This window comes from Sphingopyxis sp. L1A2A, assembly GCF_005502465.1.
Taxonomy (GTDB): domain Bacteria; phylum Pseudomonadota; class Alphaproteobacteria; order Sphingomonadales; family Sphingomonadaceae; genus Sphingopyxis.
The window spans coordinates 205885-225893 of the sequence record NZ_SCOT01000001.1; the positions used below are offsets into that span (position 1 = coordinate 205885).

The following is a 20009-nucleotide window of genomic DNA, read 5'->3' on the forward strand; positions in this document are numbered from 1 at the left end:
GCGGTCAGCCCTTCCAGTTCATCGCGGCACGCACCGCGTCGGCGATCGCATCCTTGCTGGGAATCCACGCCTGTTCGAGCGCGTTGGCCATCGGTACCGCCGAGAAGGCGCCGCCGATGCGCGTGACCGGCGCCTTCAGCTTCCCGAACAGTTTCTCGTTCAAGCGTGAGGCGATTTCCGCGCCGGTGCCGTATTGCTTGACCGCCTCGTGGAGCACGAGCGCGCGGCCGGTCTTTTCGACCGACGCGGTCACCGTCGCCTCGTCATAGGGCGCGATGGTGCGCAAATCGATGACCTCGACCGAAATGCCTTCGCCGGCGAGCCGCTCGGCGATTTCGAGCGCGTCGAGCACGGTGCGGCCATAGGTGATGATCGAACAGTCGGTCCCCTCGCGCGCGACCGCGGCCTTGCCGAGCGGGACGATGTGCCCCGGCCCCGGATCGTCGGATTTCAAACCGTAACACAGGATGTTCTCGATGAAGATCACCGGGTCGTTGCACGCAATCGCGGCGCGCATCAGCCCCTGCGCGTCGGCGGCGTTCGACGGCGTGACCACTTTCAGCCCCGCGACATGCGCGAACCACGCCTCGAGCATGTCCGAGTGCTGACCGCCGAAACCGACCCCGACCCCGGTTGTGGTGCGGATGACCAGCGGCACGTTCGTCTGCCCGCCCGACATGAAGCGCAGCTTCGCGGCATGATTGACGATCTGGTCCATGGCGACGGTGACGAAATTCATCAGCATGATCTCGGCAATCGGGCGGAAGCCCGCGAGCGCCGCGCCGACGCACGCGCCGACGATCGCCGTTTCGGAAATCGGCGTCGCGCGGACGCGGTGCTCGCCATATTTCTCGGTCAGCCCCGCCGAGATTTTGAACACCCCGCCGCCCTGCTTCGCGGCGACATCCTCGCCGAGCAGGATCACGCCCTCATCCTCGGCCATCGCTTCGTCGATCGCGCGGTTGATCGCCTGCGTCATCGTGATCTGCGCGCTCATGCCGCAATCTCCTCTTCGAAGACGTCCTTGCGGATTTCCTCCGGCCCCGGCAGCGGGCTGTTCGCGGCAAATTCGGCCGCCGCGTCCATCTGCGCGTCGAGATCGGCGACGATCGCGTCGAGCTCGGCCTCGCTGAACTGGTGATCAAGCATCAGCTGGCGCAGCCGCGGCAACGGATCCTCGGCCGCCATTTCGGCAAGATGGTCGGGCGGCATGTAAGAAAAATCGGCGCCGAAGAAATGGCCGAGCATCCGGTAACACATCGCCTCGATCAGCGTCGGCCCGTCGCCCGCCCGCGCGCGGTCGACCGCCGCCTTGGTGGTGTTGTACATGGCGATCGCGTCGTTGCCGTCGACCTTTACCCCGGCCATGCCATAGGCCTTGGCCCGCGTGACGATCGAATCGACCTTCGTGTGATCGGCAAAGGCGGTGTGTTCACCGTAGCGGTTGTTCTGGCACAGGAAGATGACCGGCAGCTTCCACAGCTGCGCCATGTTCATCGCCTCGTGGAAGGCGCCGATGTTGGTCGCGCCGTCGCCGAAACACACCATCGTCACCTTGCCGTCGCCGCGGTTCTGCGATGCGAGCGCAAGACCGTTGGCGATCGGCAGCCCCGACCCGACGACCCCAGTGGTCACCATCACCCCGGTTTCGGGATGGGTGATATGCATTGATCCGCCCTTGCCGCGGCAGGTGCCGCCGACCTTGCCCGCAATCTCGGCGAACAGCGGGTTCAGCGGCACGCCCTTGGCGATCTGGTCGTGCTGGCCGCGATAGGTGGTGACGAGATAATCGTCCTGATTGAGTGCCGCCATCGCCGCCGCGGACACCAATTCCTGCCCGCGCACGGTGTAATAGATCACCGCGAGCTTGCCGGTCATCAGCAGCGAACGGAATTTCTCGTCGGCGCGCGCGACGCGCATCGTGCGGGTGTAGATGTCGCGCAGCTTGTCGCGGTCGATCGTCGGTTCGGTCATGCAGGCTCTCCTCAGGCGGATTCGGCCACGCCCTGTTTATGATTGGCACTGTCGGCGGCACTCGGCCGCGCCGCGACCCGATCGCGCCACGCGACCAGATTGGTCAGCGCGGGGTCGAGCGGCTGCCCGACCATCGCGCCGAATTCAACGAACGAAAACAGCAGGATGTCGGCGAGGCTGAACCGATCGCCGAGCGCCCACGGCCCCGCGCCGACGATCCGGTCGATCGCCGCCAGCCCATCAGCGGCCTGACGCTTGAGGTCGCCCGCAGCATCCGGCAGGCACAGCATCCGCGGCTGGAACATCGGCAATCCTTCGGCGCCACGGAATGCCAGCGTCATCGGCACCACCGCCTGCTGGTCGATGATCCGCACCAGCATCCGTGTCTGCGCGCGCGCTTCCGCGGTCGCACCGAGCAGGGCGTGACCCGCCAACGTCTCGTCAAAATATTCGCAGATGGCGACGCTCTCGGCGATTCGCTGTCCGTCATCGAGTTCGAGCAGCGGGGTATGGCCGAGCGGGCTTTTGGCGCGGAAATCGCCTTGTCGATTCTCGCCCGCCATGATGTCGACCAGCTGGCGGTCGACGCGAAGCCCGGTCTCGGCCAGATACATCAGCACGACGCGCGGATTGGGGCCGATCGATTGATAGAGTTTCATGGTGCGACCCCGATCAGAACTGGACGCGCTTGGTAAATCCGCCGTCGATCACCAGATGCGCGCCGGTCAGATAGGGACAGGCGGGCGAGGCCATGAACACGATGCCCTTCGCGACCTCCTCGGCCTCGCCGAAGCGCCCCAGCGGCATTTGCGCCAGCGTCGCGTCATAGAGCGCCGGGACCGCCGACTTGATGACCTCCCAATTGCCGCCGGGATAATAGATTGCGCCGGGCGAGACGATGTTGACGCGGATATTCTGCGCCGCGAGCGCCTGGCTCAATTGCGAGCCATAGGTGATCAGCGCCGCTTTCAGCGCGTTGAACGCCTGCGGCACGATGAAGGTTTCGACCGCCGCGGTCGACGACATGAAGATGATCGATCCCGACCCCGACGCCGCCAGCGCCTCGGTCAGCACCTCGACCCCGTGCACCGCGCCCATGACGTCCATGTCGAGCCCGCGCTGCCAGTCGCCGGTCGCGCCCTGCCCCGACGAGCTGGCGGTATGGATGAAGATGTCGCAGCCGCCGAGCGCATCGCGCGCCTTGCCCAGCCATTCGCGATAGCCGTCGGGGTTGCCGGTCATGTCGAATTGTTCGCCATGGACCTTGCCCGGCCCCGCCGCGTCGATCGCCGCGACCGCCGCCTTCACCTTGTCGGCATCGCGCGAGAAAAAGGCGACATCGGCGCCCTCGGCGGCAAAAATCTTGAGCGACGCGAGCCCCAGACCGTGCGCGCCGCCATTCATGATGACTTTTTTGCTCTTGAGACCCAGGTCCATCGCATCCTCCTCTGATTATTTTAAGGAAGAGCGTAGCGGCAAGACGGACGGCGAGACATCAGCAAAAATGTGAGCCGAGTGCGTCCATCGGGCCGACGCCGTTCGTCGGCGTAGACCTGACGACTCAGATAGGTATAGCGTCCAGGCCGCGACCTGCTTCACATCGGTCAAGCTCAAGGTCAGGTCGAGGTAACCCTTGGTGAAGGCCGCTACCTCGGCGTCGCGGTGCCAAACCGCAACCCGCGTCGCCGCGCGATCGCGTCGAGTGTCTCGGCCTCGGCCGCACGCACTGTCGTCGCCAAGAGCGCAGCGCCCGCCCATTGCCGATGCAGGAACGGCGGTCGATCATCTCAGACCCCCGGTGCTTTGTCATAGACGAGACGGAAGCCGACATTGCTCGTACCGAGGCCCGGATCGCGGCCCTGCCGCGAGGCCGGGCGGTAACGCTGGCAATAGTTGGGCGCACAGAGATAGCTGCCGCCCTTTACCGTCCGCGACGGCATTCCGGGGTTGAACGGATCATAAGCGTTATTTTCGTCCGGCCCCCTGGGGTTATCTTTATCGTCCGGATTATGGCCGGGCTTGAAGAAGTCGGCGGTGACTTCCCACACATTGCCGACCATGTCGTACAGCCCGTTGCCATTCGGCTTGTAGCAACCGACCGGCGACACGCCCTTGAACCCGTCGGTTTCGGCATTGTAGTTCGGGAAAGCGCCCTGCCAGCTGTTCGCTTCGGTCGGCTGGACATTTTTCGATCGCTGCCCTGCGCTCGCCGCATATTCCCATTCAGCCTCGGTCGGGATGCGCCCGCCGGCCCATTTGGCGTAAGCGATCATATCATCCCATGCGAGGTGGACGACCGGTTCGTTTGGCACCTGGTCGGCGCCGGTCGGACCATAGGGCTTTTGCCAGTTTGCCCCGGGGACATATGTCCACCAGTCCGAATAATTGTTCGACGGGGAATCGGGCGGCGTAAACACCGCCGAACCCGCCTTCAGCATATCGGGCGGGATCTGGTCGACGGGCAGCTGAAACTGCTTCGGATCGACGGGTTCTTCGGCGACAGTGACATAGCCGGTCGCCTTGACGAAGTCAGCGAACTGGCGGTTTGTGACCTCGTGCGGGTCGATCCAGAAGGCGGCAACGGTCGTTTCGCGAACCGGGCCTTCCTCGGCATAAACATCGTCTTCGCCCATCGCGAACGTGCCGCCCGCGAGCTTGACGGGTGCGTCCCCGATCGCGGGGCATTTGCGCGGCGTCGCCGCGGCGACCTGCTTGTCCTTCGGCGCGTCGGCCTCGCCGCACGCCGCGAGGGTCGCGACCAGCGCCGATGCACTCAGCAGAAGGAGGGTCGAACGGATCATGCTGGTCTCCAATCGCAAAGCCTGTTTCTCCAACCGGGGCTGAACGGCCGGACGCCGCCTACATGCAGCTGATGAAGACCCGCATCTTCGCCAACTGGCCTGCGAGCTACAGCCAGATTACACTCGAAGACAATGAGACGGGGCACAGCTACACCTACGCGCAGCACTGCCACTTTCCTGGGCCGCCGCCGACCACAGCCTGCTGATGCACAGCATTGCCGAATCCGGGCGGTTGCGAGCATCCCGCGAGTTCCAGAATGTTTCTAAAGTCTTGGAATCATGGAACAGAGCTTGCTTCGATTCGGATCGCAATGGAACGAAATCGGTGTGACACAGTCTCGTTACGTGAACGAAATGCCTACGTGGCAAAAACGAGCTCCCCTGTCCTTCGTCGGATCATTTTAGGCCATTGAAGCAAAAGGAAAAATGGCGCACCCGAAGGGATTCGAACCCCTGGCCTCTGCCTTCGGAGGGCAGCGCTCTATCCAGCTGAGCTACGGGTGCCAATAGAGCGCGGCCTCTAGCAAGAGCGCGGCCTGGCAGCAATGGCCTATCGACCATCGCGCGGCGATGTGCGAAGCGGCGCCATGGGCATGGGGAACGCCGCGTGAACGCACCATCCGAACAAAGCTGGCCGATGGCCGCCGACCTGTATGGCGAGATGCAGTTGGAGGCGCATCCGCCGGCCAGGCGTCGCTGGCGCGACTATCTGCCCGGGGTGCTGGTTACCGGCATCGCGGCGCTCGCCGCGGCGTGGCTTGCCGACCATTATGCCGCGCCGCTGGTGTTGATGGGGCTGTTGATCGGCCTGGCGATGAGTTTTCTGTCGCAGGACCGGCGTACCCACGCCGGGCTCGACCTGATGTCGCAGACCGCGCTGCGGATCGGGATTGTCCTGGTCGGGGCGCGGATTACCGCGGCGCAGCTGGTCGAGCTGGGGCCGCTGCCCTTTGCCCTGCTGGTGCTGATCATGCTCGCGGTGATCGTCGTCACCGTCGCCAGTGCGCGGCTGTTCGCGCAGGACCGCCACGCCGCGCTGCTCGCCGGCGGCGCGACCGCGATCTGCGGCGCGTCGGCGGCGCTCGCGCTCTATTCGCTGATCGGCGACAAGCGCGTTGACCAGGCGCGCTTCACGTTGACCCTGGTCGGCATCACCGTCGCCAGCGCCTTTGCCATGACGCTCTATCCGGTGCTCGCCGCCGAGCTCCAATTGACCGACGCGCAGGCGGGATTCCTGATCGGCGCATCGATCCATGACGTCGCGCAGGCGATCGGCGGCGGCTTTTCCTTTTCGCCTGCCGCGGGCGAGGTGGCGACGATCGTCAAGCTGACCCGTGTCGCGCTACTCGCGCCGATGCTGATGCTGGTGGCGCTGTGGCTGGGGCGCCGCGGCGAAAAGGATGGCGCGCGCAAGATCCCGCTCCGCCTGCCGTGGTTCATCCTTGGCTTTCTCGGCGTCGCCGCGCTCAATTCGCTCCTTGCCATCCCCCGCGCGGTTCAGGACGGTGCCGCGACGGGGGCGCAGGCGCTGTTGCTGCTCGCGATCGTTGCGACCGCAATGAAGGCGCGGCTGCACTTGCTGCTCGATCAGGGATGGCGCAGTTTCGCGCCGATCATCGTCGCGACGCTGACCAGCTTCCTGCTGTCGCTGGCGGCCGCGCTGAGCCTATGACGCCGCGGCGTCACACTATACTCTTGTAAGATTTAGCTTTTTGGCAAAGCCCAGCTGACCGTCAGCTGGGTCGCGCGGCGCGGAATGTCGAGCTTTGCCTCGCTGAAATTGACCTTTTCATTCGGCGGCAGCATCCGCACCGGCGGCTTGATCGTCCAGCTATAGACGATCGTGCCCTGCGCATCGCGCAGCTCGGCCAGAATCGGCGGCACCCGCTGTTCGCGATCGGTCGGGTTGATGATCACCCCCGATGCGGCGAAATAGATCGTGCCGTCGGCCAGCTCGCGATGGTCCTGATTGGGCGGCAATTCGATCACCAGGTCGGGTTCGGCGGCCATGCCCGGCAGCCCCAGTCCCTGCGCCCAACCCGGCAGACCAAAATAGGCGAGCCCGGCGGTTGCCATCACCATCAGCACCGCGGCGCTCGCCGCGATCAGCGTCCAGCGTTTCGCCGGATTGCGGCGCGGGCGCCGGAACGGCAGCGGCGCCTCTTCGGCGGCGGGTGCCGGGCGCGGCGCCGGGTCGGCGGCAAAGGCTTCGGGCGGCGGCGGCGCGGGGTCGGCAACGGGCGCCGCGCTGTCACCATAAGACGCCGCGGGCGCGGGCGCGGGCGCTGGCGACGGCGGATCGGCGGCTATCACGGGATCGGCGGGCGCGGCGCGATCGGGTGCAGCCGGTTCCTGAAACCAGCTGTGGCGACAATTGGCGCAGCGCACGGTGCGCCCGGTCGGTCCTATCGCCGTATCGGGTACGACATAACGGGTATGGCAGGACGGGCAGGCGAGGATCATGAGCCTCTCTAAACACGCTGATTCGCGGCGTTGCAAGCGCCGCGTCGCCGGGGGCCGTCCACTCCCCGCTTTACCTGACCAGGCAGCCGTGTAACAGGCGGGGCATGAGCGCCGCCGCGCCCCTGTTCCATGCCCCGTCGCCCGCGCAAATCCGGGGGTGCGTGACGCCATGACGGATGCGCCCAGCCCGCGCCCCGGCGGCGCGATGGTCGAATTCGACGGCGTCGGCCTGCGCTATGGCCCCGACGCCGAGGTGCTCTGCGACATCAGCTTCAACCTGCAGCCGGGCAGCTTCTATTTCCTGACCGGCGCGTCGGGCGCGGGCAAGACGTCGCTGCTCAAGATGCTGTATCTGGCGCAGCGGCCGAGCCGCGGCATCGTTCGCCTGTTCGGCGAAGATCTGGTCAATATGCCGCGCCAGCGGCTGCCCGGCTTTCGCCGCCGCATCGGCGTGGTGTTTCAGGATTTCCGCCTGATCCCGCATCTGTCGGCGCGCGACAATATCGCGCTGCCGCTGCGCATCGCCGGGGTCAGCGAAGAGGATCTGTCGGGGCCGGTCGGCGAAATGCTGAGCTGGATCGGGCTGGGCGAGCGCGCCGACGCGCATCCGGCAACGCTGTCGGGCGGCGAACAGCAACGCGTCGCGATCGCGCGCGCGGTGATTGCGCGCCCGCAACTGCTCGTCGCCGACGAACCGACGGGCAACGTCGACCCCGAAATGGCGATGCGCCTGCTGGGCTTGTTCGAGGCGCTGAACCGTCTGGGCACCACCGTCGTCGTCGCGACCCACGACGTTCACCTGATCAGCCGGATCGAAAACGCCCAGATGATGCGACTGGAAAAGGGCCGCCTGTCCGATCCCACCGGCGCGCTGCGCTATCCCCCGGCCAACCGGGCATGACGGGGCGCCCATGATCATCCCGCGCGTCCCCGCCCAGCATCGCCGCCTGCTGCCCGACCGGCGGCTGTCGGGGCCGACGCCGTGGGTCATCGCGATATTGATGATGCTGACCCTGCTCGCCGCCGCCGCCGGGGTCGGGCTTGCGCGCTCGGCAAACGCGATCGGCAGCGCGATCGCCGGCCGGGTGACGGTCCAGATCGTCACCGCGAACCCCGTAACCCGCGCCGAACAAGCCGCGGCGCTGCGCCGCGCCGCCGCCGCCCAGCCCTTTGTCCTGTCGGCGCGCGCGGTCGACCGCGAGGAGCTGCAGGCGACGCTCGGTCAGTGGTTCGGCAGCGCCGACGGCGACGATCCGGTGCTGAACTCGCTGCCCCTCCCCGCGCTGGTCGACATTGATTTCGTCGGCGCGAATCGCAACCGCCAGATGCAGGAGCTGCGCGCGCTGGTCGCCGCCGAAGCGCCAGGGGCGCGGATCATTCCGCACGCCGAATGGCTGGGGCCGGTGGCGCGGCTGATCGGTTCGCTTGCGTGGATCGCCGGCGGGCTCGTGCTGTTGATGACCCTCGCCAGCGCCGCGGTGGTGATCATGACCGCGCGTGCCGCGCTTGGCACCCATTTCGCGACGATCGAGATGCTCCACCTGATCGGCGCCACCGACCGCCAGATCACCCGGCTGTTCCAGCGCCGCATCGCGATCGACACCGCTTACGGTATCGCGCTCGGCAGCGTCGTCGCCGCGGCAATCCTGATGCTGGTCGGCTGGCAATGGGCGGGGATCACCTCGGGGCTCGCCGCGACCGCCTCGCTGGGGCCGACCGGCTGGGCGCTCTTGCTGGCGCTGCCGCTATTGGCTATCGCGCTCGCAGCCCTGACGGCGCGCCAGACGTTGCTCGCCGCGCTCAAGAAGATTCTATGATCAAGCGCCTGATTTCCCTTCTCTTCCTGGCCTGGGTGCTCGGCTTTGCGTGGTTTGCGCTGCTGCCGCCGCTGCCTGCCGCGGCGCAAAAGACCGATGCCATCGTCGTGCTGACGGGCGGCCCGGGACGCATCGACCGCGCGCTCGAACGGCTCGAGGCGGGCGATGCCAAGCGACTGCTGATCAGCGGCGTCGCACGCGAGGTCAAACCGCGCGAGCTCGCCGCCGAATATAAACGCCCGCTGCGGCTGTTCGATTGCTGCATCGCGCTGGGGTTCGAGGCCGAGGATACGCGCTCGAACGCAACCGAGGTCGCGACCTGGGTTGCGCGGCGCAAGTATAAGACGGTGCGCCTTGTCACCACCGACTGGCACATGCGCCGCGCCGAATATGAAATCGGCCGCGCCGTCGGCGACAAGGTGACGATCCTGCCCGACGCGGTGCGCAGCGAGCCCAATTTCGCGACCCTGTTCCGCGAATATCACAAATATCTGGCCGGATTGGCGGGCGGGCTGCTCGGCCTGTGAGATACACCATCGCCCTGTTCCGTTCGATCCTGTTCTGGATCGCCTTTTTCGTGATGAGCGCCATCTCGTCGATCGGCGGGGTTGTCGCGCTGCCGATCTCGCACCGCGGCACGATCTTTTTCGTCCGCATCTGGGCGCAGGCGCATCGGCTGTTCTGCCGCTTCCTGCTCGGCCAGACAATCATCGTCGACGGCGAGATGCCCGACATCCCGGTGCTCTATGTCTTCAAGCATGAATCAGCGTTCGAGACGATCGAACAGCCGATGCTGTTCAAACACCCCGCGGTGTTCGCCAAGGAAGAATTATTCTCGATCCCCGTCTGGGGGCAGGCGGCGCGTTTTTACGGCCTGATCCCGGTCGATCGCGACGGCGGCGGCAAGGCGATGCGCGCGATGCTCGGCGCGGCAAAAGCGGCGCTTGCCGCGGGCCGTCCGCTGGTGCTGTTTGCCGAAGGGACGCGGGTCCCGCACGGGCAGGCGCCTGAATTGCGCCCGGGCTTTGCCGGCATGTACCGTCTGCTCGGGGTGCCGGTGATCCCGGTGGCGGTGAACAGCGGCCTCGCCTTTCCGCCGCGCCGCTGGGTCAAATGGCCGGGCACGATTACCTACAAGATCGGCGAGACGATTCCCGCGGGGTTGCCGCGCGAAGAGGCCGAGGAGCGCGTGCGGGTTGCGATCAATGCGCTGAATCCGCCCGAGGCGTTGCTAGAAAACCCTGCCGCCTGAAACCCGTTCGTGTCGAGCGAAGTCGAGACATGCGAAAGCAAAGGCAGCGCCAGCGTATCTCGACTTCGCTCGATACGAACGGAAATCAGAGTGTCGGCGCTGCGCCTAATGCTTCCGCCCGAAATCAGGCGCCGCATCATCCTGCCCCTCGGCAATGATCGACCGGCGGATCGCCCGGGTGCGGGTGAACCAATCCTCCAGCTTGTCGGCATCGCCGCGGCGGATCGCCTGCTGCAACACGGTCAGATCTTCGTTGAAGCGCTGCAAGGTGGCGAGCACCGCATCCTTGTTGGCCAGGAACACGTCGCGCCACATCACCGGGTCGCTTGCCGCAATGCGGGTGAAATCGCGAAAACCGCCCGCCGAATATTTGATCACCTCGCTCTCGGTGACCTCTTCCAGCTCGCTCGCGGTGCCGACGATCGTATAGGCGATTAGATGCGGCAAATGGCTGGTCACCGCCAGCACCATATCGTGGTGCGCGGCGTCCATGACGTCGACCTTGGCACCCAGCGCCTCCCAAAAGGCGGTCAAGGCTGCGACCGCGTTGGCAGGCGCCGTGGCGTCGGGGGTGATAATGCACCAGCGCCCGTCGAACAGGCTGGCAAAGCCGGCTGCAGGTCCGCTGTTCTCGGTCCCCGCGACCGGATGCGCCGGGATGACGATATGGCCGGGCAAAGCCTTGGCGAGCGCATCGGCGACGCTCGCCTTCGACGATCCGACGTCGGAGATGATCGTGTCCGCGGCTAGCCCCGGCGCCATCGCCTGCGCCGCGGCGGCCATGCCGCCGACCGGCACCGCCAAAATGACCAGATCGGCGGCGGCGACCGCGTCCGCGGCATCATCGTTCACCGCGTCGCACAGCCCCAGCGTCCGGGCGACGTCGCGCACCTCGCTGCTCATGTCATGGCCGGTGACCATCACATCGGGCAGCCGTTCCTTCACCGCGCGCGCGATCGACGATCCGATCAGGCCAAGGCCGATGATCGCCAGCCGTTCGACGCGCCGCGCCATAATCAGCCGTTCAGCGCCGCGCGAATCGCCGCCGCCAGCCCGCGCGTTTCGTCCTCGGTGCCAATCGTCATCCGCAGCGCGCCCGGCAATCCCTGACCCGGCAGCCAACGAACGATATAGCCCGCCTCCATCAGCCGGTTATACACCGTCTCGGCGCTCACATCGCCCTCGAACAACACGAGCAGGAAATTGCACGCCGACTGCACGACGCGCAGGCCGTGATTGCCCAGACTTTCGATCTCCTGTGCCAGCCAGGCGCGCCATTTTGCATTATGCTCGCGGCTGGCCGTGACGAACGCCTCATCACCGATCGCCGCGATCGCCGCCGCCTGCCCCGCGCGAGTAACGTTGAACGGCAGGCGGATGCGGTGCAGCGCCGAAATCACCTCGGCAGCGGCATAGCCCCAGCCGATGCGTTCGGCGGCGAGCCCGTGAATCTTGGAAAAGGTGCGGGTGATAAACACATTCGGCTGCGTCTTCGCCAGTTCGAGCCCGCCATCATCCTCGGCGTCGGTCAGATATTCCGAATAAGCCTGGTCGATCACGAACAGCACGTCCTTGGGCAACCCGGCATAGAGCCGCGCAACCTCGTCCCTCGACGCCAGCGTCCCGGTCGGGTTGTTCGGATTGGCAAGATAGACGACGCGCGTCCGCTCGGTCACCGCGGCGAGCAGCGTATCGACGTCGGTCGCATAATCCTTGTCGTCGGCCTCGACCGGAACCGCGCCGACCCGCCGCGCTGCGATTTCGTACACCGCAAAACCATAGCGCACGTACAAAATCTCGTCGCCCACCCCGGCATAGGTGCCCGCCGCCAGATGCAGCAGCTCGTCCGACCCGTTGCCGCAGATGATCCGCGCCGGATCGAGCCCGAATTTCGCCGCAATCGCTGCGCGCAGCTCGACCGAACCGGGATCGGGATAGCGCGACAGCGCGTCGGGCGCCGCCTGCGCCGCAGCGAATGCCGCCCGCGCTTTCTCGCCAGTCCCCAGCGGGTTTTCGTTGGCGCTCAGCTTGATCAACGGACGGCCATCGGCCCCCGCCGATTTGCCGGGTACATAAGGAGCGATGCCGCTGATCCACGGCTTCGGGCTGAGCATTTGCGTCGCGTCGGTCATGCCGCGCCGTTTAACGCTTCGATAGCCCGAGTCCAGCACGTTGACAGGCTTCGCGCACCCGCTTAGCCCCGCCGCACCATGGCAACCCGCTTGCAACCCGTCCAACACAACCAGATCGAACTCAACCGGCCGCTTGCGCTCGACAGCGGCGCAGTCCTCGCGCGGCCGACGATCGCGTTCGAGACCTATGGCCCGATCAACGCGGCGCGCAGCAATGTCATCCTCATCTGTCACGCGCTGACGATGGATCAATATGTCGCCTCGACCCATCCGGTGACCGGCAAGCCCGGCTGGTGGAGCAAGGTCGTGCGGCCCGGCGGTGTGATCGACACCGATCGCTATCACGTCATCTGCGCCAATGTGATCGGCAGCTGTCTGGGGTCGAGCGGCCCCGCCAGCGTCGATCCGGCAACCGGCAAACCCTTTGCCATGGCGTTCCCGGTGGTGACGATCGGCGACATGGTGCGCGCCCAGGCGATGCTGCTCGACCAGCTCGGCATCGAACGGCTTCATGCCGTCATCGGCGGATCGATGGGCGGGATGCAGGCACTCGCCTGGGCCGCCCATTATCCCAGCCGCGTCGAACGCGCCCTCATCATCGCCTCGGCCGCACGCCATTCGGCGCAGAATATCGCGTTCCACGAAGTGGGCCGGCAGGCGATCATGGCCGACCCCGATTGGCAGGGCGGCGACTATTATGCCAGCGGGCGGCTGCCGGTGAAGGGGCTCTCTGTCGCGCGCATGGCCGCGCACATCACCTATTTGTCCGAAGCCGGGCTGACCGAGAAATTCGGTCGCCAGCTGCAGGACCGCGAGGTCAAGACGTTCGGCTTTGACGCCGATTTCCAGATCGAATCCTATCTGCGCCATCAGGGGATCAGCTTCGTCGACCGTTTCGACGCCAACTCCTACCTCTACATCACCCGCGCGATGGATTATTTCGATCTGGCCGATCCGCACGGCGGTCGCCTCGCCGACGCATTCCGCCACTCGCCGGTGCGCTTCGGTCTCGTCAGCTTCGATTCGGACTGGCTGTATCCGACCGCCGAATCGCGGCGCATCGTTCAGGCACTGCACGGCGCCGGGGCGCAGGCGAGCTTCGTCGAACTGTCGAGCCCGTTCGGCCACGACGCATTCCTGCTCGATTCGCCCGAGATGTGGCGCCTGATGGCGGGTTTTATCGAGGCGGGGCTGTGAAGAGCGCGCCGACCCTTCGTCCCGACCTCGCCCTGATTGCGGCGCAGGTTCCCACCGGCGCGCGGGTCCTCGATGTTGGTTGCGGCGATGGCACGCTGATGGCGGCGCTGCGCGATACCAAGGCGACCGACGTCCGCGGACTCGAGATCGACCCCGCCAATGTCTCGGCCGCGATGGAATTGGGCCTCGCGGTGGTGCAGGGCGACGCCGACCGCGACCTTGCCGATTATCCCGATGACAGTTTCGACATCGCCATATTGTCGCAAACGCTGCAAACCTCGCACCGGCCCGACCGCATCATCGACCAATTGCTGCGGATTGCGCCGCGCGCCTTTGTCAGCTTTCCCAATTTCGCGCACTGGCGCGTCCGGCTGGACCTCTTGTGGGGCGGGCGGATGCCGGTGACCCGCCTGCTGCCCGTCGCCTGGTACGAAACCCCCAACATCCACCATGTCACGGTCAGCGATTTTCGCGACCTGCTGCGCGGCAAGGGGATCGGGGTCGAGGCGGCCTGGTATCTGTCGGGCGACAAACCGACGAGCGCCGCCGCCGCGACCTGGCGCGCCGAACATGCGATTTTTTTAATTTCGCGCTGATATTCGCCGCCCCCGCCTTTGCGGGGGCGACGGTGATTCAATCCCGCTTCATCAACCCGTTCGCGACAAAATCATTCGCGATCCGCGCAATTTCCGAAATATCGGCATCTTCGTCCCACAGGCCGTAGCGCATGCCCAGAAACACGTTCATTCCGCCGATCGCCCAGGCGTGGATCTCACCGACATCGGCGCGAATCTCGCCGCGCGCCGCGCCTGCCTCCAACCGCTGCCGCACGCGCGCCACCGTCGTTTCATAATGCCGACGATAGCTCGCATAATCGACGAACTCGGCCTCATCGATGATCCGGTAGATTTCCTTATGCTCGCGCACAAAGCCGAGGAAGGATTCAAGCCCGATGCGTTCGGCGCTAATCTCGTCGGGCGCCGCCTGAACCAGCGGCGTGACATGATCGCGCAACTGTTCGCTCATATAGCGGACGAGTGCCTGGAATATCTCATCCTTCGAATCGAAATAGGTGTAGAAACTGCCGAGCGCGGTCCCGGCGCGGCGGGTGATGCCGCTGATCGACGCTTCGTGAAAGCCGCGCTCGCCAAATTCGACTGCCGCCGCGTCGAGCAGCTTGCGCAAGGTGCGGCGCCCGCGATCGGTGCGCGGCGTCTTGTCTCGCGCTTCGCCCGCGGTGTCCGGTGCTGCGTTCTGCGGCTGATCCATGACTATTTTCCGTCTCCCCTCCGCCCGCTCTCGCTGCATCGTGGCTTTTTCGCACCACTGGCAAGCAAAAAACGACGAAGTCATATTCCAAGTTGAAACTTGGTTCATGTTTCATTATTGGGTGCATCGCGGCTTGGCAAGCACCGAGCCCAAGAAAAACGAAAAGGGTGGCCCCGCGCCGCCCCTCACATGGGAGAGTCCTACATGCGTCCTTTCGCTCGTCCGCTGCGCCGTGCCATCCTCGCCTCGAGCGCGCTGTCCCTGCTCGCCCTCGCCCCCGCCGCCTTTGCGCAAGACGCTGACGCTGCCGAAGCGGGCGCCAGTGCCGATGCCGGCGATGACGAAATCATCGTCACCGCGCGCCGCCGCGACGAACGCCTGATCGACGTCCCCGTCGCGATCACCGCTTATTCGGGCGAAGCGCTGGCCAAGGCGGGCGCGATCGACATCACCGACATCGGCCAGACGACCCCGAACACCACGCTCGAAGTGTCGCGCGGCACCAACTCGACGCTCAGCGCCTTCATCCGCGGCGTCGGCCAGCAGGATCCGGTGTCGGGTTTTGAACAGGGCGTCGGCCTCTATCTCGACGACGTCTATCTCAACCGCCCGCAGGCCGCGGTGCTCGACATCTATGACGTCGAACGCATCGAAATCCTGCGCGGGCCGCAGGGCACGCTGTACGGCCGCAATACCATCGGCGGCGCGGTCAAATATGTGACCAAGCAGTTGCCCGAGGAGTTCTCGCTCAAGATCAAGGGCACGCTCGGCACTTATGATCAGGCCGATCTGGTCGTCACCGCCAGCGCGCCGATCGGCGACCTGCTGCGCGTCGGCGGTTCGGTGGCCCGCCTGTCGCGCGGCGGCTTTGGCGACAACCTCACCACCGGCCTCGAAAATTACAACAAGGACGTGTGGGCCGGCCGCGGCACCGTCGAACTCGGCGGCTATGGCGAACCGGTGCTGATCCGCATTTCGGGCGACTATACCAAGGACAAGAGCGCGCCGCGCGGCGGCCACCGCCTGATCCCGTCGCTGCGCACCAACGCGCCGGTGCTCGACGATGTTTTCGACAGCCGCGGCGGCCTTAACGATCCGAAGCAGGAAATCGAATCCTACGGTCTGGCGATGAATGTCACCGCCGAGCTGACCGACACGCTGACCCTCCGCTCGATCAGCGCCTGGCGCAAGGACACGTCGGCGACCCCGATCGATTTCGACGCGCTGCCCGCGGTCGATGTCGACGTCCCCGGCTTTTATTTCAACGAACAGATCAGCCAGGAATTCCAGCTGCTCTATGAAGGCGACCGGCTCAAGGGCCTGCTCGGCTTCTATTATCTCGACGCGACCGCCGACACCTTGTTCGACGTCCGCATCTTCAACACCTTTGCCGGGCTGACCGCCTTTACCGAAGCCGATGTCGATACCACGACCTTTGCGGTGTTCGGCGATGCGACCTTCGATTTCACCGACCAGCTCAGCCTGTCGGTCGGCGGCCGCTACACCTGGGACACGCGCGAGGCGTCGATCCTGCGCCAGAATTACCTGGGCGGCGGCTCGCCGGTGTTCGGCGGCGCGGGCGTTCCTTTCGGTGCCCCCGGGACCGATTTCGACGGCAAGCGCAGCTTCAACAAATTCACCCCGCGCGCCTCGCTGTCGTTCAAGCCGACCCCCGACCACACGCTCTACGCCAGCTTTTCGCAGGGCTTCAAGGGTGGCGGCTTTGACCCGCGCGGGGTCGGTGTCAACGCGCCCGACCTCGACGGCAACGGCACCCGCAGCGACGCCGAAATCGCCGCTTTCCTCAGCTTCCGTCCCGAACAGGTCGAAAGCTATGAAGTCGGCTACAAGGGCAGCCTGATGGACGGCGCGGTCAATGTCGCGATCGCGGGCTTCTATGCCGATTACACCGACGTCCAGATCCCGGGTTCGGTCGCCTGCACTGTCAGCGGCCTGCCCAGCTTTTGCGGTGTCGTGTCGAACGCCGGCAAGGCGACCTTCAAGGGCGTCGAATTTGAAGGCCGCGTGCGGCTGGGCGAAGATCTTGCCGCGGCGGGCGACCGGCTGACGCTGTCGACCGCGCTTGGCTATATCGACGCCGATTATAAGCAGTTCATCGCCAACATTACCGACCCGGTGACCCTCCGGCCGACGCCGACCGACGTGTCGGATTTCCGCGAGGTGCAGAACACCCCCAAATGGACCGCCAGCGGCACCATCGCCTATGCCACCCCGATCGGCGACGGCGATTTGAGCGTCGGCACGACCTTGTCGTACCGCAGCAAGACCCATCAGTTCGAAATCCCGAACCCCTATATCGACCAGAAGGGGTTCGCGATGCTTGACGCCAGTATCATCTACACCGCGCCCGACGATCGCTGGAGCATCGGGCTGTTCGGCAAGAATCTGACCGACAAAGCATATAAGACCTCGGGCTACACCTTCATCGTCGTGGATCCGGTCACCGGCGTGCCGGCGTTGGGCGCCAACGGTCTGCCGCGCTCGGCGCTCGGCACCGAAGGCACGCTGACCGCCTTCTACGGCAACCCGCGCCAGGTTTTTGTGACCGGCACGGTGAAGTTCTGAGCCGCTGAATATCTAAAAAATAGGGGGAAGGGGCGTCCAGATTGGCGCCCCTTTTTCGTGCGCGAACGCGATGGTGGGTTGGGGTGATGTCTAGGCCAATCCTCTACCCCCGTTCGTGTCGAGCGAACGGAATATAAAGGACAGTTTGTTCGCTTCCGCGCGCCCTATCCGCCCAGCGGCGGTGCTCCGCCGTCGGCCACCATCCGCTCGCCATCGATGACGATCGGGCTCGCCAGCCCGTCGACAAACGCCCCCTCGGGCCGAAACCGCATCGCGCGCGCCGTCACTTGCGGGTCGGCGAACACCGCTGCCATATCGTTGATTGGTCCCGCGGGCACGCCTTCGCCCTCCAGCGCCAGCGCCAGCGGCTGCGCGTCCCAGCCGGCGATCCTCGCCGCGAGCAGCGGGATCAACGTCGCCCGATTCGCCAGCCGCGCGGCATTGCTCGCAAAACGTGCGTCATCGGCCCAGCCCGGCTCGCCGAGGATCGTACATAATTTACCGAATTGGGCGTCGTTGCCGACCGCGATCACCAGCTGGCCGTCGGCGGTCGCGAACGCCTGATACGGCACGACATTGGCATGGCCATTGCCCATCCGGCGCGGCACGGTGCCGCTCGCGAGATAATTGGCTGCCTGATTGGCGAGCACCCCGACCTGGCAATCGAGCAGCGCCATATCGATATGCGCGCCCGCGCCGGTGACGTCACGGCGGCGCAATGCGGCGAGGATCGCGACCGCCGAATACATGCCGGTAAAGATGTCGGCATAGGCGATCCCCGCCTTTTGCGGCGCGCCATCGGGCTCGCCGGTCAGCGCCATCGCGCCGCCCATCGCCTGGATGATGAAATCATAGCCCGCGCGGTGCGCATAAGGACCGGTCTGACCGAAACCGGTGATCGAACAGACGATCAGCCGCGGGAAATCGGCGCATAATGTCGCGGGATCGAGGCCATATTTGACCAGCCCGCCGACCTTGTAATTCTCGATCACCACATCGGCATCGGCAATCAGCGCCCGAACATCGGCCTGCCCCGCGGTGGTAGCAATGTCGATCGCGACCCCCGTCTTGCCGCGATTGGTGCTGTGATAATAAGCCGCGCCCAGATTTTCGCCGCCTTCGCCCATAATGAACGGCGGCCCCCAGCTGCGCGTGTCGTCGCCGACCCCCGGCCGCTCGACCTTGACCACCTCGGCGCCCAGATCGGCGAGCAATTGCCCGCACCACGGCCCTGCGAGCACCCGCGCCAGTTCAACGACGCGGATGCCCGCCAGTGGCCTCGCTATGCTATCCGCCAAAAGCGGAAATGCCGGTGATCGCGCGGCCCAGGATCAGCGCATGAACATCGTGCGTTCCCTCGTAAGTGTTCACCGTTTCCAGGTTCACGGCGTGGCGGATAACATGATAATCGGCGGAAATGCCGTTGCCGCCGTGCATATCGCGCGCGACGCGGGCGATATCGAGCGCCTTGCCGCAATTGTTGCGCTTGAGCAGGCTGATCGCATCGGGAATCAGCCGCCCCTCGTCGATCAACCGCCCGACGCGCAGCGCCGCGTTCAAACCGAGTGCAATTTCGGTGAGCATGTTCGCGAGCTTCAGCTGGACGATCTGATTCGCCGCCAGCGGGCGCCCGAACTGCTGGCGCTCACCGGTATAATTGCGCGCCGCCTCGTAACAAAACTCCGCCGCGCCCATCGCGCCCCAGCCGATGCCGTAACGCGCACGGTTGAGACAGCCGAACGGGCCTTTCAGCCCCGAGACATGCGGCAACAGCGCATCTTCGCCGACCTCGACCGAATCCATGACGATTTCGCCGGTGACCGACGCGCGCAGGCTCACCTTGCCCTCGATCTTTGGTGCCGACAGGCCCTTCATGCCCTTTTCGAGCACAAAGCCGCGGATCGCGCCGTCATGCGCCTCCGACTTCGCCCACACGACGAACACGTCGGCGATCGGCGAATTGGTGATCCACATCTTGGCGCCCTTCAGGCGGTAACCGCCCGCGATCTTTTCGGCGCGCGTCCGCATTCCGCCAGGATCGCTGCCCGCGTCGGGCTCGGTCAGGCCAAAGCAGCCGACGAGTTCGCCCGAGGTCAGCCCGGGCAGATATTTCCGCTTCTGTTCCTCGCTACCATAAGCGTTGATCGGGTGGATCACGAGCGAGCTTTGCACCGAACAGGCCGATCGATAGCCCGAATCGATCCGCTCGACCTCGCGTGCGATCAGCCCATAGCTGACATAATTCAGCCCCGCGCCACCATATTCGGGGTCGATCGTCGCCCCGAGCAGGCCGAGCGCGCCCATTTCCAACATGATCTCGCGGTCAAACCGCTCATCGAGAAATGCCGAGGTCACGCGCGGCAGCAATTCGCCTTCGGCATAGGCACGCGCGGTGTCACGCACCATCCGCTCCTCTTCGTTCAGTTCGGCGTCGAGCTGGAGAGGATCGAGCGGGTCGAGCACTTCGATGCGCTGCGGGTCGGCGAGGGCCATGGAAAAGCGCTTTCTCTTCAAGGCG

19 protein-coding genes and 1 tRNA gene are annotated in these 20009 nt (G+C 65.5%); 8 read left to right on the forward strand and 12 right to left on the reverse strand.

From position 1 onward, the window contains the following. Positions 1-4 precede the first annotated feature (4 nt). The 6 genes from FFS68_RS01005 to FFS68_RS01030 all read right to left on the reverse strand — a co-directional run bounded on the left by FFS68_RS01005 (position 5) and on the right by FFS68_RS01030 (position 5279). On the reverse strand, positions 5-997 hold the full coding sequence (locus FFS68_RS01005; protein ID WP_137751440.1) for an alpha-ketoacid dehydrogenase subunit beta: 993 nt from the start codon (positions 995-997) through the stop codon (positions 5-7). Beyond that, positions 994-1974: a thiamine pyrophosphate-dependent dehydrogenase E1 component subunit alpha gene (locus FFS68_RS01010; protein ID WP_137751441.1), complete on the reverse strand. Its 981-nt coding sequence runs from the start codon at positions 1972-1974 to the stop codon at positions 994-996. The genes FFS68_RS01005 and FFS68_RS01010 overlap by 4 nt, the downstream gene beginning before the upstream one ends. Positions 1975-1985: 11 nt before the next feature. After that, positions 1986-2633 (reverse strand): glutathione S-transferase family protein, encoded by a 648-nt coding sequence (locus tag FFS68_RS01015; RefSeq protein WP_137751442.1) that lies wholly within the window; start codon positions 2631-2633, stop codon positions 1986-1988. 13 nt (positions 2634-2646) lie between these two features. Beyond that, positions 2647-3411 carry an SDR family oxidoreductase gene (locus FFS68_RS01020; protein WP_137751443.1) on the reverse strand — a complete coding sequence of 255 codons (765 nt, stop codon included), beginning with the start codon at positions 3409-3411 and terminating at the stop codon, positions 2647-2649. Between the two features lie 350 nt (positions 3412-3761). Then, positions 3762-4775 carry a formylglycine-generating enzyme family protein gene (locus FFS68_RS01025; RefSeq protein WP_137751444.1) on the reverse strand — a complete coding sequence of 338 codons (1014 nt, stop codon included), beginning with the start codon at positions 4773-4775 and terminating at the stop codon, positions 3762-3764. Between the two features lie 427 nt (positions 4776-5202). After that, positions 5203-5279 (reverse strand) — tRNA-Arg (locus tag FFS68_RS01030). 133 nt (positions 5280-5412) lie between these two features. Here FFS68_RS01030 and FFS68_RS01035 point away from each other — a divergent pair. After that, positions 5413-6447 (forward strand): putative sulfate exporter family transporter, encoded by a 1035-nt coding sequence (locus FFS68_RS01035; RefSeq protein WP_137751550.1) that lies wholly within the window; start codon positions 5413-5415, stop codon positions 6445-6447. Between the two features lie 32 nt (positions 6448-6479). On the opposite strand, the gene FFS68_RS01040 is transcribed toward FFS68_RS01035, so the two are convergent. After that, positions 6480-7238 carry a zinc-ribbon domain-containing protein gene (locus FFS68_RS01040; RefSeq protein WP_137751445.1) on the reverse strand — a complete coding sequence of 253 codons (759 nt, stop codon included), beginning with the start codon at positions 7236-7238 and terminating at the stop codon, positions 6480-6482. Between the two features lie 169 nt (positions 7239-7407). Here FFS68_RS01040 and ftsE point away from each other — a divergent pair, with 169 nt between their 5' ends. Genes ftsE through FFS68_RS01060 form a run of 4 tightly spaced genes read left to right on the forward strand, consistent with a single transcriptional unit; the run spans position 7408 to position 10307 of the window. After that, a complete protein-coding gene (gene ftsE, locus FFS68_RS01045) occupies positions 7408-8139 on the forward strand; it encodes a cell division ATP-binding protein FtsE (RefSeq protein WP_137751446.1) in 732 nt (243 codons plus the stop codon). A gap of 10 nt (positions 8140-8149) precedes the next feature. Further along, positions 8150-9055 (forward strand): cell division protein, encoded by a 906-nt coding sequence (locus tag FFS68_RS01050; RefSeq protein ID WP_137751447.1) that lies wholly within the window; start codon positions 8150-8152, stop codon positions 9053-9055. Next, complete coding sequence (locus FFS68_RS01055; protein ID WP_137751448.1) at positions 9052-9582, forward strand: YdcF family protein; 531 nt, start codon at positions 9052-9054, stop codon at positions 9580-9582. The genes FFS68_RS01050 and FFS68_RS01055 overlap by 4 nt, the downstream gene beginning before the upstream one ends. Next, the gene (locus FFS68_RS01060; RefSeq protein WP_137751449.1) at positions 9579-10307 is read left to right on the forward strand and encodes a lysophospholipid acyltransferase family protein; all 729 of its coding nucleotides are present in this window, start codon (positions 9579-9581) and stop codon (positions 10305-10307) included. Before FFS68_RS01055 ends, FFS68_RS01060 begins: the two co-directional genes overlap by 4 nt. Positions 10308-10412: 105 nt before the next feature. Here FFS68_RS01060 and FFS68_RS01065 read toward each other — a convergent pair whose 3' ends face one another. Together FFS68_RS01065 and hisC are read right to left on the reverse strand one after the other, a co-directional pair. Beyond that, positions 10413-11321 (reverse strand): prephenate/arogenate dehydrogenase family protein, encoded by a 909-nt coding sequence (locus FFS68_RS01065; protein ID WP_137751450.1) that lies wholly within the window; start codon positions 11319-11321, stop codon positions 10413-10415. 2 nt (positions 11322-11323) lie between these two features. Then, positions 11324-12439, reverse strand: coding sequence for a histidinol-phosphate transaminase (hisC, locus tag FFS68_RS01070; RefSeq protein ID WP_137751451.1), 1116 nt, complete (start codon positions 12437-12439; stop codon positions 11324-11326). 78 nt (positions 12440-12517) lie between these two features. Between hisC and FFS68_RS01075 the strand changes: the two genes are divergently transcribed. Both FFS68_RS01075 and metW read left to right on the forward strand, forming a co-directional pair. Beyond that, positions 12518-13636 carry a homoserine O-acetyltransferase gene (locus FFS68_RS01075; protein WP_137751452.1) on the forward strand — a complete coding sequence of 373 codons (1119 nt, stop codon included), beginning with the start codon at positions 12518-12520 and terminating at the stop codon, positions 13634-13636. Further along, complete coding sequence (metW, locus tag FFS68_RS01080; RefSeq protein WP_137751453.1) at positions 13633-14232, forward strand: methionine biosynthesis protein MetW; 600 nt, start codon at positions 13633-13635, stop codon at positions 14230-14232. Before FFS68_RS01075 ends, metW begins: the two co-directional genes overlap by 4 nt. Positions 14233-14269: 37 nt before the next feature. Here the strand turns inward: metW and FFS68_RS01085 are convergent, their stop codons facing one another. After that, positions 14270-14905 (reverse strand): TetR/AcrR family transcriptional regulator, encoded by a 636-nt coding sequence (locus FFS68_RS01085; RefSeq protein WP_137751454.1) that lies wholly within the window; start codon positions 14903-14905, stop codon positions 14270-14272. A gap of 204 nt (positions 14906-15109) precedes the next feature. Here FFS68_RS01085 and FFS68_RS01090 point away from each other — a divergent pair, with 204 nt between their 5' ends. Next, on the forward strand, positions 15110-17491 hold the full coding sequence (locus tag FFS68_RS01090; RefSeq protein WP_137751455.1) for a TonB-dependent receptor: 2382 nt from the start codon (positions 15110-15112) through the stop codon (positions 17489-17491). A 164-nt stretch (positions 17492-17655) separates the two neighbouring features. On the opposite strand, the gene FFS68_RS01095 is transcribed toward FFS68_RS01090, so the two are convergent. Further along, on the reverse strand, positions 17656-18777 hold the full coding sequence (locus tag FFS68_RS01095) for a CaiB/BaiF CoA-transferase family protein (protein ID WP_137751551.1): 1122 nt from the start codon (positions 18775-18777) through the stop codon (positions 17656-17658). Between the two features lies 1 nt (position 18778). Continuing rightward, on the reverse strand, positions 18779-19984 hold the full coding sequence (locus FFS68_RS01100) for an acyl-CoA dehydrogenase (protein ID WP_137751456.1): 1206 nt from the start codon (positions 19982-19984) through the stop codon (positions 18779-18781). Positions 19985-20009 lie beyond the last annotated feature (25 nt).

Excerpts from the sequence above, each read along its gene's own strand:
- FFS68_RS01050 (WP_137751447.1), top strand. The coding sequence starts at position 8,150 with ATGATCATCCCGCGCGTCCCCGCCCAGCATCGCCGCCTGCTGCCCGAC.
- FFS68_RS01100 (WP_137751456.1), bottom strand. The coding sequence starts at position 19,984 with ATGGCCCTCGCCGACCCGCAGCGCATCGAAGTGCTCGACCCGCTCGAT.
- ftsE (WP_137751446.1), top strand. The coding sequence starts at position 7,408 with ATGACGGATGCGCCCAGCCCGCGCCCCGGCGGCGCGATGGTCGAATTC.
- FFS68_RS01005 (WP_137751440.1), bottom strand. The coding sequence starts at position 997 with ATGAGCGCGCAGATCACGATGACGCAGGCGATCAACCGCGCGATCGAC.
- FFS68_RS01085 (WP_137751454.1), bottom strand. The coding sequence starts at position 14,905 with ATGGATCAGCCGCAGAACGCAGCACCGGACACCGCGGGCGAAGCGCGA.
- hisC (WP_137751451.1), bottom strand. The coding sequence starts at position 12,439 with ATGACCGACGCGACGCAAATGCTCAGCCCGAAGCCGTGGATCAGCGGC.
- FFS68_RS01065 (WP_137751450.1), bottom strand. The coding sequence starts at position 11,321 with ATGGCGCGGCGCGTCGAACGGCTGGCGATCATCGGCCTTGGCCTGATC.
- FFS68_RS01040 (WP_137751445.1), bottom strand. The coding sequence starts at position 7,238 with ATGATCCTCGCCTGCCCGTCCTGCCATACCCGTTATGTCGTACCCGAT.
- FFS68_RS01075 (WP_137751452.1), top strand. The coding sequence starts at position 12,518 with ATGGCAACCCGCTTGCAACCCGTCCAACACAACCAGATCGAACTCAAC.
- FFS68_RS01035 (WP_137751550.1), top strand. The coding sequence starts at position 5,413 with ATGGCCGCCGACCTGTATGGCGAGATGCAGTTGGAGGCGCATCCGCCG.
- FFS68_RS01055 (WP_137751448.1), top strand. The coding sequence starts at position 9,052 with ATGATCAAGCGCCTGATTTCCCTTCTCTTCCTGGCCTGGGTGCTCGGC.
- FFS68_RS01010 (WP_137751441.1), bottom strand. The coding sequence starts at position 1,974 with ATGACCGAACCGACGATCGACCGCGACAAGCTGCGCGACATCTACACC.
- FFS68_RS01020 (WP_137751443.1), bottom strand. The coding sequence starts at position 3,411 with ATGGACCTGGGTCTCAAGAGCAAAAAAGTCATCATGAATGGCGGCGCG.
- FFS68_RS01015 (WP_137751442.1), bottom strand. The coding sequence starts at position 2,633 with ATGAAACTCTATCAATCGATCGGCCCCAATCCGCGCGTCGTGCTGATG.
- FFS68_RS01090 (WP_137751455.1), top strand. The coding sequence starts at position 15,110 with ATGCGTCCTTTCGCTCGTCCGCTGCGCCGTGCCATCCTCGCCTCGAGC.
- FFS68_RS01025 (WP_137751444.1), bottom strand. The coding sequence starts at position 4,775 with ATGATCCGTTCGACCCTCCTTCTGCTGAGTGCATCGGCGCTGGTCGCG.